This window comes from Neorhizobium sp. DAR64872/K0K18, assembly GCF_050500175.1.
Taxonomy (GTDB): Bacteria; Pseudomonadota; Alphaproteobacteria; order Rhizobiales; family Rhizobiaceae; genus Neorhizobium; species Neorhizobium soli.
Map to the genome: position 1 here is coordinate 722,691 of NZ_CP191445.1, position 12,470 is coordinate 735,160.

12 protein-coding genes are annotated in these 12,470 nt (G+C 59.6%); 8 read left to right on the forward strand and 4 right to left on the reverse strand.

The features are described from left to right. Positions 1–9: 9 nt before the first annotated feature. The 3 genes from ACQY1P_RS03250 to ACQY1P_RS03260 form a co-directional block, all read right to left on the reverse strand. Complete coding sequence (locus tag ACQY1P_RS03250; protein WP_430252859.1) at positions 10–1,083, reverse strand: ABC transporter ATP-binding protein; 1,074 nt, start codon at positions 1,081–1,083, stop codon at positions 10–12. Positions 1,084–1,123: 40 nt separating this feature from the next. Further along, positions 1,124–2,650 (reverse strand): glycerol-3-phosphate dehydrogenase, encoded by a 1,527-nt coding sequence (gene glpD / locus ACQY1P_RS03255; RefSeq protein ID WP_430252861.1) that lies wholly within the window; start codon positions 2,648–2,650, stop codon positions 1,124–1,126. A gap of 100 nt (positions 2,651–2,750) precedes the next feature. Then, positions 2,751–3,548: a DeoR/GlpR family DNA-binding transcription regulator gene (locus tag ACQY1P_RS03260; RefSeq protein WP_062458885.1), complete on the reverse strand. Its 798-nt coding sequence runs from the start codon at positions 3,546–3,548 to the stop codon at positions 2,751–2,753. Positions 3,549–3,997: 449 nt separating this feature from the next. Between ACQY1P_RS03260 and ACQY1P_RS03265 the strand changes: the two genes are divergently transcribed. The 8 genes from ACQY1P_RS03265 to copD all read left to right on the forward strand — a co-directional run bounded on the left by ACQY1P_RS03265 (position 3,998) and on the right by copD (position 11,386). Then, positions 3,998–4,540 (forward strand): sigma-70 family RNA polymerase sigma factor, encoded by a 543-nt coding sequence (locus tag ACQY1P_RS03265; RefSeq protein WP_325264498.1) that lies wholly within the window; start codon positions 3,998–4,000, stop codon positions 4,538–4,540. After that, entirely contained in the window at positions 4,533–5,303 is a 771-nt protein-coding gene (locus ACQY1P_RS03270) for an anti-sigma factor family protein (protein WP_062458880.1), read from the forward strand. Before ACQY1P_RS03265 ends, ACQY1P_RS03270 begins: the two co-directional genes overlap by 8 nt. A 17-nt stretch (positions 5,304–5,320) precedes the next feature. Beyond that, positions 5,321–6,037: a Bax inhibitor-1/YccA family protein gene (locus ACQY1P_RS03275; protein ID WP_062458877.1), complete on the forward strand. Its 717-nt coding sequence runs from the start codon at positions 5,321–5,323 to the stop codon at positions 6,035–6,037. A gap of 235 nt (positions 6,038–6,272) precedes the next feature. Continuing rightward, the gene (locus ACQY1P_RS03280) at positions 6,273–8,174 is read left to right on the forward strand and encodes a potassium transporter Kup (RefSeq protein WP_062458874.1); all 1,902 of its coding nucleotides are present in this window, start codon (positions 6,273–6,275) and stop codon (positions 8,172–8,174) included. Positions 8,175–8,268: 94 nt separating this feature from the next. Beyond that, positions 8,269–8,676 carry a hypothetical protein gene (locus ACQY1P_RS03285; RefSeq protein ID WP_430252863.1) on the forward strand — a complete coding sequence of 136 codons (408 nt, stop codon included), beginning with the start codon at positions 8,269–8,271 and terminating at the stop codon, positions 8,674–8,676. A 91-nt stretch (positions 8,677–8,767) separates the two neighbouring features. Continuing rightward, complete coding sequence (locus tag ACQY1P_RS03290) at positions 8,768–10,132, forward strand: PepSY-associated TM helix domain-containing protein (RefSeq protein ID WP_430252865.1); 1,365 nt, start codon at positions 8,768–8,770, stop codon at positions 10,130–10,132. Positions 10,133–10,142: 10 nt separating this feature from the next. Further along, positions 10,143–10,505: a copper homeostasis periplasmic binding protein CopC gene (copC, locus tag ACQY1P_RS03295; RefSeq protein WP_062458865.1), complete on the forward strand. Its 363-nt coding sequence runs from the start codon at positions 10,143–10,145 to the stop codon at positions 10,503–10,505. Then, positions 10,502–11,386 carry a copper homeostasis membrane protein CopD gene (gene copD, locus ACQY1P_RS03300; protein ID WP_430252867.1) on the forward strand — a complete coding sequence of 295 codons (885 nt, stop codon included), beginning with the start codon at positions 10,502–10,504 and terminating at the stop codon, positions 11,384–11,386. Before copC ends, copD begins: the two co-directional genes overlap by 4 nt. A gap of 3 nt (positions 11,387–11,389) precedes the next feature. Here the strand turns inward: copD and ACQY1P_RS03305 are convergent, their stop codons facing one another. Then, positions 11,390–12,463 (reverse strand): lactonase family protein, encoded by a 1,074-nt coding sequence (locus ACQY1P_RS03305; RefSeq protein ID WP_430252869.1) that lies wholly within the window; start codon positions 12,461–12,463, stop codon positions 11,390–11,392. Positions 12,464–12,470 lie beyond the last annotated feature (7 nt).

The window sequence follows — 12,470 nt, forward strand, 5'->3', positions numbered from 1 at the left end:
TGTTTCCCCCTAAGCCGCAGCCGCAGCGATTGCCCGGCCATCGCTGCCGAACGCCATCAGATGTCGGGTATCGAGAAAGACTTCGATGCCGGTATCTGGATCAATGTTGTGAATGCCGGGCGCCAGCATGACCCATTTCACGCCGTCATATTCAAGATGCACGAAGCTTTCCGAACCGGTGATTTCCGAGATCTGCGTGCGGGCGGCAAGGCGGGCCGAATTCTCGGTCTGCTGCGTGAAGCCCAGATGATGTGGATGAAACGCAACCGTCAGGGGACCGTCCGGTATGGTTCCAAGATGCGCAGGCAAGGGAAGAACGTCGCCTTCGCGGTGGCGGAGCCCGCCACCCGACTTGACCACCTCGATGAAATTCAGCGGCGGATCGGCAAAGGTCTTCGCGGTCGTCAGATCCGCCGGCCTTCTATAAATGTCGATCGTCGGCCCGAACTGGGTGATGCGGCCCTCGGAAAGGGTTGCCGTATTGCCGCCCAGCATCAGCGCTTCCGATGGTTCGGTCGTCGCATAGACAAAGATTGCGCCGGACTGGGCAAAGATCTTGGGAAGCTCTTCGCGCAGTTCTTCACGCAGCTTGTAATCGAGGTTGGCAAGGGGCTCGTCCATCAGCACGAGGCTGGCGTTCTTGACCAGGGCGCGGGCAAGCGCGGTGCGCTGCTGCTGGCCGCCGGAGAGATGCAGCGGCGTACGGTCGAGATAGGGCGTCAACCGCAAGAGTTCCGCAGCCTTGCGCACCTCGCGGTCGACGGTCGCCTTGTCCTTGCCGGAAATGCGCATCGGCGAGGCAATGTTTTCATAGACGGTCAGGAGCGGATAGTTGATGAACTGCTGGTACACCATCGCGATATTGCGTTTTTGCACCGGCATGCCGGTCACGTCTATTCCATCGAAATAGACAGCACCCTCTGTCGGCCGGTCCAATCCAGCCATCAGCCGCATCAGCGATGTCTTGCCCGAAAGCGTCGGGCCGAGCAGCACATTCAGACTGCCACGCTCGAGCGTAAGGTCTTTCGGGTGAATATGATATTCGCCCGCCACCATTTTCGCAGCTTTTCGCAATTCCAACATTCTTGTTCCCCTGCCTCCTCACAGCGGGAACACATGCCGCTTATCCGGCGATCCTTTCCGGTATTGCGGCCATGTACTCCTCCAAAACCCTCTTCTCGTCAGCGTCGAGCCGTAGCCCGTCCTTTGTTCTCCTCCAAAGGACGTCCTCGGCGCTTAACGCCCATTCCTGATCAGCAAGATAGCGAACCTCCACCTCATAGAGTTCGCCGCCGAAATTATGCCCAAGATCCTCTGCTCGAGCAGCGTTGCCGAGCAAAGTCGCGGCCCTCGTACCGTAACGCCGGACCAGCCTACGCGCATGGCGATCGGTCAGGAAGGGATATCGTGCCTTCAGCCCAGCGACTTCGCTTTCGTAGCCGCGGGCAGGGAAATCGCCACCCGGGAGGTGGCTGTCAGCGGTCCAGGGCTTGCCTTTGACGCCGATGGCTTCGCCGATCTTTTCGAGCGCATGTTCCGAAAGCCGACGATAGGTGGTGAGCTTTCCACCGAACACGTTGAGAAGCGGCGCTCCGCCCTCCCCGAGGCCGACCGTATCCAGCTTCAGTACATAGTCGCGGGTTGCCTCCTGCGCTTTCGAGGCGCCGTCGTCGAACAGCGGTCGGACAGCCGAGTAGGTCCAGACGATATCTTCCTTGCGCACCGGCTCCTTGAAATACTCGCTCGCCGCCTTGCAGAGATAGTTGGTTTCCTCTTCGGAGATCCGAACGTCCTTCGGATCCTCCTTGAAGTCGCGATCGGTCGTGCCGATCAGCGTGAAATCCTCTTCATAGGGGATAGCAAAAATGATCCGGTTATCCGGGTTCTGGAAGAAATAGGCGCGAGGGTCGTCGAACTTCTTCTTGACGACGATATGGCTGCCCTGAACCAGCCGGACATGGTGCGCTTCGTTTTCGCCGAAGGCGGAGCGGATCACCTGGTCCACCCACGGGCCGGCGGCATTGACCAGCATACGAGACTTGTGGGTCTGACTGGAGCCGGTGACCGTGCTTCGGGTAACAATCGTCCAAATGCCTTCTTCGCGCCGCGCCGAAACGACTTTCGTGCGCGGAAGGATCAGGGCACCCTTGTCGGCAGCGTCACGGGCGTTCAGCACCACCATCCGCGCGTCGTCCACCCAGCCATCGGAGTATTCGAAGGCCTTCGTAAACACTGATTTCAAAGGCTTTCCGGCCGGATCTTTGCGCATATCAAGCGTTGCCGTCGGCGGCAGGAGCTTGCGGCCACCCAGGTGATCGTAGAGAAACAACCCCAGCCGGATCAGCCAGGCGGGTCGGACGCCACCCTTGTGATAGGGGAGAACGAAGCGCATCGGCCAGATGATATGCGGTGCCATTGCCCAGAGCACTTCGCGCTCCATGAGAGACTCGCGCACCAACCGAAATTCATAATGTTCGAGATAGCGCAGCCCGCCATGGATAAGCTTGGTGGCGCCTGACGACGTGCCTGAGGCAAAATCGTTCATTTCTGCCAAGGCGACCGAATAGCCGCGACCCACAGCATCGCGCGCGATACCGCAACCGTTGATCCCTCCACCGATCACAAAGACGTCGTGAATTGCCTTACTCATCATCCCCTCGCTAAGCCCTGTCCCCTCACAGAGCCCGGCTCGACATGCCGGCAGCGGCAAATCGAAAGCTAGCCCCATTAGAGTGAAAATATCTCGAATGTCAAACGAAAGAAGACGCGTGCGTTGCAGCATCCGCGGTGGCTGTTTCGATCAGCGCAACATTCGTCTGATGGCAAAGATCACGGATCAGTTCGGACTGGCAGGCGTCGGTGATGAACGTATGAACCTGGGAGATCTGGGCGATACGAACCGGCGCCGTTCGTTCGAATTTTGTCGAGTCGGCCACGAGGATCACATGCCGGGCGTTGGCAATGATCGCCTGTGCCACTTTCACTTCGCGAAAATCGTAGTCGAGCAGAGCGCCGTCGTGGTCGATGGCCGACGCACCGATGACCGCATAGTCAACCTTGAACTGCCGGATAAAGTCGACGGCCGCCTCGCCGACGATGCCGCCATCAGACTGGCGAACGACACCGCCGGCAATGACGACCTCGATATCGTCGACTACTCTCAACCTGTTGGCAACGTTGATATTATTTGTAATGACCATAAGGTCCTTGTGGGCGGCCAGCGCTTCACCGACGGCCTCCGTCGTGGTCCCGATATTGATGAACAGGGACGCTCCGTCCGGAATGAGGGCTGCCGCAGCCTCGCCGATCGCCTGCTTCTCGACGGCAGCGATCTGGCGGCGCGCTTCATAGCGCATGTTCTCGATGCTGCGCGGAAACGTGGCTCCACCATGGATGCGGTTGAGGACGTCCGCCTCACAGAGATCATTCAAGTCCTTGCGGATCGTCTGCGGCGTGACGGAGAACTGAGTGGCCAGATCCTCCACCAGGACCCGCCCGGTCATCCTCGCCACCTCGACGATCCTTGCCTGCCTGTCCGTCAGATGCATCTCGTCCCCGTGCTTTCGTTTTCTTTCACTTTGAGACAAAAGCCGCGCGCAGGCAACAGCCTTTACGAAGGAGGTCGCCTAAGGACGTTGCCATGGGGTGAAAACGAAAAGAGCCCGCCGCGGGAGGAGGTGCGGCAGGCTCTTCAAAAGACGAGAGCAACGGCTGGGAGGAGGAGTGCCGGTGCTCTGCTGCAGAAACCTCTGGGAGGAGGCGGGAGGGTTCTGCGTGTCTGACGATTTGGGAGGAGGTAAATCGTTTCGACAAGATGGAAGATACGCTAAACCCGCTCATTTTCTAGGCAGGAATTGTCAGGGCAGACATGCACCGGGCGCATACCTCCCTTGGCCGTCAAAACGAGGGTTTGCCCTACGTCTTTGAAGGGCAAAAAATCACGAAAATAATTTCTGACTAATGGAATAAAATCCGGCCGGCGTTCGTATAAGCAGGTATGGACCCGAACAAACGCTCATTCGACGTGATCGCACAGCTTGCCGCGCTGAGACGCTACGCACGTTCGCTTGCGCGCAACTCTGTCGACGCCGAAGACCTGGTGCAAGACGCGTTGGTCAAAGCGTATGAGAAGCGTTCAACCTTCCACTCGGGTGGAAATCTGCGGAACTGGCTGCTCTCGATCGTCCACAACACGCATCTGGACGGTCGCCGCAACGCTCTTGCCCGTCGCCGCCGCGACGACCTGTTTGCCGATGATGGCTCGACCGCAACCGAGCCGTCCTATCCGGCAGCGCAGGAACATTCGGTTCGCCTACAGCAGGTTCGCGAGGCTTTCATGACCTTGCCGGAGGATCAGCGCGAAGCGCTGCACCTCGTTGCGGTGGAAGACCTGTCCTATCAGGAAGCCGCCGACACGTTGGGTATTCCAGTCGGCACGCTGATGTCGCGGATATCGAGGGCGCGGGCTCGGCTGCGCAGCATGGAAGATGACAAAGGGCGTGGCGGCCACCTGAAAATCGTTGGAGGCAAAGATGAATGAGACCGGAACGGTCGTGTTGAATGACCTCGACGCCTACGTGGACAACCAGCTCGACGCGGCGGGACGCCTGCGTGTCGAGAACTACCTGTCCAGCCACCCGGAAGACGCCGCACGCGTCATGGCCGATCTCGGAATGCGGACGACGCTGAAGCTCGCTCTCACCGATGACGCCGTGCATGGCAGGACGGAGACCCGCGAGGCGGCGAGACGACTTTCCGCGAGCCTTGAAAGCCGGCGCACCTTCACCGCTCTCAGGCGCGTCGCGGCGATTGCCATGCTTGTTTCGGCAGGATGGTTTGCCAATTCCTCGATCGGTCCGTTCGGTCCGAGCGAAGTCAATGCTTCGGTCCAGCCGCCAGCACTGATCGAAAACGCGGTGCGGGCGCACGAGACGTCGCTCGTTCGCGAAAAAATGCCATCCCAGCCGGAAGCAAGGACCTACGACCGGGAGGACATCCGCGCCGCAACGGCAATCGTCATGCCCGAATTGCCAAAGGGCTGGCAGGTGACCGACGTGCAGATCTTTCCCTCGGATTACGGCCCGAGCGTCGAGGCGAGCATGCGCACCGCCGATGGCATCAGGGTATCTCTCTATGCCGTGCGACCTGGCCATTTCGCGGTCGAGCCGATCAAGGACATGAATATGCCGAAGGCCGAAGCGGCCTGGTGGCAGATCGGCGACGTGGCTTACGCCGTGGTGTCGAGCACGACCGATATCGGCCTCGCAGACGAGGCCGAGCTTCTCAAGAATTCCCTTTACTGATCAACAGGAGATTCCGAATGTATGAAAACGACCGGCGCTGGGGCGCCACGACAGCACAATCCGGCGCAGTCTTCGATGAAGGCCTTCGCCAACACATGCTGCGCATCTACAATTACATGGGGCTTGGCCTCGTCATCACCGGTATCGTCGCCTTCATCGTCGGCACCACGCCGGCGCTTTACGTGCCGATCTTCTCCAGCCCGCTGAAGTGGGTGGTGATGCTTGCGCCGCTCGCCTTCGTGTTCTTCTTCTCGTTCAAGATCCAGTCCATGTCGGCCGCCTCCGCGCAGATGACCTTCTGGGCGTTCTGCGCCGTCATGGGTCTGTCCCTTGCTTCGGTGTTCCTTGTATTTACCGGCGCAAGCATCGCACGCACCTTCTTTATCGCCGCAACCATGTTCGGCGCGACCAGCCTTTACGGCTACGTCACCAAGCGTGACCTCGCCAAGTTCGGCTCGTTCATGATCATGGGTCTGATCGGTGTGATGATCGCTTCGATCGTCAACATCTTCCTCGGCTCCAGCGCCCTGCAGTTTGCCGTATCGGTGATCGGTATCGTCGTATTCGTCGGCCTGACTGCTTGGGATACCCAGAACATCAAGCAGCAGTATGCAGAAAACTACGATCAGGAAAGCCAGCAGAAAATGGCCGTGATGGGCGCGCTGTCTCTCTACCTGAACTTCGTCAACATCTTCCAATTGCTGCTCAATTTCACCGGCCAGCGCGAAGAATAGACGACAAGAACAACCGGTTCCGAGACACCTTTCGGACCTTCACCAGCAGGGCGGATCACTCCGCCCTGCTTTTCTGTGACCACGCGAATGACGGCCTGCTGAAGGATATCGACCTGCGACTTCAGATGAAATAGGAATGCGTGGATCGAATTCGTTCAACACGTGTTTACGCGTCTATTCCGGCAGTAAACCGTTCAAGCTTGTTCGGTTGGAAAACCCTCAGACTGGAGTCCGCATGACATCCTCGACCGCCGGTTCGGCCGACAAAGCCGCAGGCCACCGGAAATTTCTTGTCCTGCTCTTGGGCTCGATCGGCGTCGTCTACGGTGATATTGGCACCAGTCCGCTCTACGCGTTCCGGGAGGCTCTGAGACCATTTTCAGAGAATGGCGTCCAGCCCGAACATGTCATCGGACTGATCTCTCTGATGGTTTGGACACTGACGATCATCGTCACGTTCAAATACGTCCTGTTCCTGCTTCGCGCCGATAATGACGGCGAAGGCGGCACGCTGTCGCTGCTTGCCCTGTTGATGAAGAAGACAGGCGGCTACATGCCTGTCCTGTTCTTCGCAGGTCTAATAGGTTCGGCTTTGTTCATCGGCGATGCGATGATCACACCCGCACTGTCGGTCATGTCGGCGCTTGAAGGTATGAAGCTCGTGACGCCCGCCTTTTCCGACTATGTTTTGCCGCTCTCAGCCGCAATCATGGTCGGCCTGTTTGCAATCCAGTCCAAGGGGACGGAAGCAGTTGCCAAATTCTTCGGCCCGATCACGGTCGTCTGGTTTCTGGCGATGGCATGGGGTGGCATGATCCATATCGGCGACGATTGGACCATCCTCGAGGCCCTCAACCCCATTAATGCGCTCTGGTTTATCACCCACGCCGGCTGGGCGGGTCTCATCGTGCTCGGCGCGGTATTTCTGACCGTGACGGGCGCGGAAGCCCTTTACGCCGATCTCGGCCATTTCGGTCGCAAGCCAATCAGTGTCGCCTGGTTCATCCTCGTATTTCCCGCGCTGGCATTGAATTACCTTGGGCAGGGCGCGTTGGTCCTGAGCAACCCGGCCGCCATCGAGAACCCGTTCTATCTGCTCTATCCTGACTGGGCGTTGCTGCCGATGGTCATTCTGGCGACGATGGCAACCGTCATCGCCAGCCAGGCTGTCATTACGGGCGCGTTTTCGCTTGCGCGCCAGGCCGTGCATCTCGGCTTCCTGCCGCGGCTGATGATCAAGTTCACCTCGGAAACCAATACCGGGCAGATCTATGTTCCGGCCGTGAACATGATTCTGTTCATCGGCGTCCTGGTGCTGATCTTCTCCTTCGGCGATTCGGAATCGCTGGCAACCGCCTACGGTATCTCGGTCACCGGCGCGATGGTCGTGACAACGCTGATGTCGTTCCAGTTTCTGCGGGCGGTGCGCGGATACTCGGCCCTCATCGCCGGCGCACTTCTGCTGCCGCTGCTCTTGATCGAAGCGGTGTTCCTTGCCGCAAACCTTCTCAAAATCCACGACGGTGGCTGGGTGCCCGTGGCGCTTGCCTTCTTCATCATGATCCTGATGTGGACGTGGACGAAGGGTTCGAAATACATCAAGGACAAGACCGCCAGGAACGACATCCCGCTGGAAGTCTTCATTCCGATGATCGAAAAGGAATCCGATCATTCGCCGGTCGTGGTTCCCGGCACTGCAATCTTTCTCACCAGCGTTCCCAACCGGACGCCGGCAGTCCTGCTGCACAACATCAAGCACAACCATGTCCTGCACGAGCAAAACGTCATCCTGACAATCTGGACGCAGGACAAACCTTACGTTCCCGATCGCGAACGGGTGGAAATGAAACGCATCTCCAAGCGTTTTATCCGCCTCGACATCACCTTCGGCTACATGGACGAGCCAAATGTCACCAGAGCGCTGACGCTCTGTCGGAAGGCGGGCTTCAAGTTCGAGATCATGCAGACCTCATTCTATCTGGGACGGCGCAACCTGGTCAGCACACCCAATACCGGGTTGCCGGCCTGGCAGGAGCAGATCTACATGGCGCTGGCCGATTTCGCGATCGACCCATCCGCCTATTTCAAGCTCCCACCCAACCGTGTCGTCGAGCTGGGAGAGCAGGTAGCGATCTGACCTGATCCCGTTCGTCATCACGCGTACAGTATGCCGCATTGTACTTGCGCCGGGGTGTGCTATCGAAAGATCGAACCCCGTGCACGAGGACGCGATGGGAAGGCTGGTCGGTAAATCGGAACAATGGGCGGTGCGCATTCTATGCGCCATCGCGCTTGTTGTTCTCGGCCTCTCGCATCAGCCGCATGCCCTTGCAGCCACCGGTTTCGATCCGGCTGACTATGCCGAGTATGTGCTGCCGGACGGCACGCTGCCGACGCTCTGCGTCACGTCAAACAGCGATCGGCCTGACCGCGACGGACAACACCACCATAGCCAAGGCCCCAAGACCGACTGCGAAGCCTGCCGCATCAGCGCCGCGGCCATGGTGCCACCCGCGCCGATCCACGCAGAACGGGTATTCCTCGCCCAAGAACTGGCCAGGTATCCGTTCCCGGTGGGCGAGATCACCCGCCAGTTATATCCGCCGAATACCGGTCCCCGAGCACCCCCCTTCGCCTGATGATCATTTGAGCCTCCGCTGCGGCTTTTGCCCGCGGCTTGTTCAATGTTGCAGATCGGCACAGCCCCGCCTGCCATCAGGATGATACCGAATGACCATCTTAACTTCCGCCTCACCCGCGGAAAGCGACGCCTCGAGCGTTTCGCTTTACCGCGCCCTATGGCGCTGGCATTTCTTTGCGGGTCTTCTCGCCATTCCCTTCATGCTCAACCTAGCCATCACCGGTGGGCTCTACCTGTTCAAGGACGAAATCAACGATACGTTTTTTGCATATCGCTACCAGGTGGAAGCCGCCGGTTCGCCGCTTTCGCCGGACCGGATCGTCGAAGTCGCCGCATCCGCCGTCCCGGGTTCGGTGGCGCGCTCTTACAAGGACCCTGCTTCGGCAACACGGAGCGCCATAGTCACCGTGTCGTCCAAAGCCGGCTCCACGCTCGTCTTCGTCAATCCCTACGATGGCGACGTGCTGGATACGGTCGCGTCCGCCGAAGAGTTCAATCAGGTGGTCAGAAGCATCCACAGCCTCGCCTATTTCGGTACATTTCCCAACATCCTGACAGAGATCGCCGGCGGCTTTGCCATGGTTCTGGTCGCGACCGGGATCTATCTCTGGTGGCCGCGGCGACAGACCGGCGGTGTGGTGACGGTGCGCGGAAATCCTTCGCGGCGGGTGTTCTGGCGCGACATGCACGCGGTCACCGGCGCTTTCTCAGGGTTGCTGATCTTCTTTCTCGCCGCCACAGGCATGTTCTGGTCGAACACCTGGGGCAGCAATGTCCAGGCCTGGCTCACCAACAAGGGCCTCGGCTATCCGGCAGAGCTTTGGGACAACGTGCCGGTGTCGAAGAAGGTGACGGGCGATGTCGCGCCCAATAGCGGCTGGAGCGTCGAAAAGGCGCCGGTGCCGATGTCGGGTACGCTGACCGGCGAACCGATAGGCCTCGGAAAGGCCGTCGCGATCGCGAAGGATCTAGGCATAGCCCCGGGTTTCGATACGGCGATCCCGCGGACAGGAACGGGCGTCTATACAGCTTCCATCTTTCCTGACGACCTTTCGAAGGAAAGGACGATCCATATTGATCAGTATTCCGGAACACCGCTGGTCGACATGGGTTATCCGCTCTATCCGGCGCCTGGAAAGGCCGTCGCGTGGGGTGTCAATGTTCATATGGGCCAGGAATGGGGTCGGTTTAACCAGATGCTGATGCTCGCCACCTGCCTTGCAATCGTCTTTACCTGCGTCACCGCTGTCGTCATGTGGTGGAAACGCCGTCCATCCGGCCGCCTTGGCGTCCCGCCGATGCCGCCGAGCCGTTCCGTCTATTTCGGTCTGTGGCTGATCACGCTGGTTTTTGCCATCGCGTTTCCGATGAGCGGGATTGCGATCGTCGCGATGATCGCCTTCGACCAGATCGTCGTCCGCTTCGTTCCGCCGCTCAAACGCGCCTTCGCTTAAAGGAAAACACATGCGTAACACACTCATCGCTTCGCTTGCACTCGCGGCTTTTGTTGCCGCCGCTGGCCAGGCTGCTGCCCATGCCAGCGTCAAATCGACGACCCCAACCGACAAGGCATCCGTTGCATCGCCGGAAGAACTGGACCTGACATTTTCCGAAGCCCTGAACCTGCCGTTCAGCAAGCTTCACCTTCTCGGCCCCGACGGCAAGGAGATCGAGATCGGCAAAGGCGTGCTGAAAGACGCTGACAAGACGCTGACTGCGCCGGTCACCGGGCCGCTGAAGCCCGGCACATATACGGTCAGATGGAATGTGCTTTCGGTCGATGGCCACAAGACCAACGGCACTTACACGTTCACCGTGAAGCCGTGACAACGGCTGAGACCCTCATTGTAGTCTGCCGTTTCGGCTTCTACGCAGGCGCCCTGTTCCTCTGGGGCGCCGCAACCTATATCGCCGGTTTTGTGCCGGACGGTCTAAGGCAATCGGTGTGGGCGAAGCTCACACCGATCCGCGGCCTGTCGGTGCTTGTGATAGCGGGTGCGACGGTTGCATCTCTGCCGCTCAACGCCGCCCTTCTCGGCGACGGCTGGCAGGATGCGGCGGATCTCGGTATACTGTGGACGGTCATAACCCAGACCAGTATCGGCACCGTCTGGATAGTGCAGGCGATTGCTGCAGGCCTGTTGTTCGCGGCCCTTACGCCCTCCTCGCGCTCGAAAATCCTGCCGACGGCGCTGGCGGCTTTGGTCGCTCTCGCCAGCCTTCCGATTTCCGGACACGCCGCTATCCACGATGGACCGTTGCGCCTGCTGCACCGGGCGAACGATCTGCTGCACCTTCTCTCGGGCGGGTTCTGGTTCGGGGCGCTGTTACCGGTCGCTCTGCTTCTCCCCGCGCTCAGGGACCAGTCGACGCGACACGATGCCACGACCGCTTTGATCGGCTTTTCCCGGGCAGGTCATGTTGCCGTGGCACTTGTGATCGTGACAGGGCTGTTCAGCACATGGCTCATCGTCGGCGGCCTGCCGCTTAACTGGTCCTTGCCCTATCAGCAGCTGCTTTCGGCCAAGATCCTGATCGTTGCAACCATGGTCGCGCTGGCGATCGTCAACCGTTACGTCTTCGTGCGGCTGCTCGACCGCAGCCCGCTGATGTATCGAAGCCTCGTCTGCGCGACCGTCACGGAAATCGGGCTTAGCCTCGGAGTGCTCGCCTTCGTCGCCTATTTCGGTCGTTTGCAGCCGGTCTAGACGTCAGGCGAACAGGACGCAGACGGGACTGCCGATCTCGAACGGCTCGCCGATGGTCGTCAGCGTCCCGTGTTCCCCATTGATCTCAAAGCAGACCAGCGAGTGGCTGTCCTGGTTGGTGACGATGAGACAGCGACCGGTGGGATCGATGGCGAAATCCCGCGGGGTTCTACCCATGGTGGGATACCAGCCGAGGGTTCTCAACCCGCCATCGGCCAGAATTTCACAGGCGACGATCGTGTCATGGCCGCGGTTGGAGACATAAAGAAACCTGCCATTCGGATGAATTTTGATCGCCGCGCAGGACGACGTGCCGGCAAAATCGGCCGGCACTGTGCTGGTTTCTGACAGGAGCGTGAAATTGTCTCCCTCGATGGCATAGGCCCCGACAGAGCAGGCGGCCTCATGCGCGACGTAGAGCCGGCGACCATCCTGCGAGCAGACGATATGGCGTGGCAGCGAACCGCCGGACACGTGCAGCACGACATCCGGCTCTGAGCCTATTCCCTGATCGCCGAATGCATATCTGGCGATCTCGTCGGTCCCGAGATCGCAAACGAGAACATGCCGATCGCCAGGCATGACCAAAACCTGGTGCACATGCGGGCCTTCCTGCCTGTCGGTGACGGGGCCGGATCCTGTCCGCTGGATCACCATGACCTCGTCGTCATTAGGAAGACCCTGATGATCAAGACCGTAAGCGACCGCACTTCCGCTGCCGTAATTGGCAACGAATAGCCGTTTCCCTGAACTGTCGAGCGAGACATGACACGGCGCTGAACCTCTCGCCGAGATGCGCTTCGCCAAGTTTAGACCGCCGTCCCCATCGATCTGCAGAACAACCACGCCCGCCTGCGCCTCGTCGTCGAGTTCCTCGACGGCATAGAGGACGTTTCCATCCTGCGCCAGCGCCAGATAGGTCGGGTTGCGGATCGCTTCAAACGCCGCGACCTCTTCGAACCGGCCCGTCTGGAAATCGAGGGAAAGCAGGCTGACGCCTTTTCCCTTTCCCTCCACATGCGGCATCGATTCCGTGTAGCTGCCTATGATGACGCGCGCCGTCTGAAGATCGTCCATGCTGTCC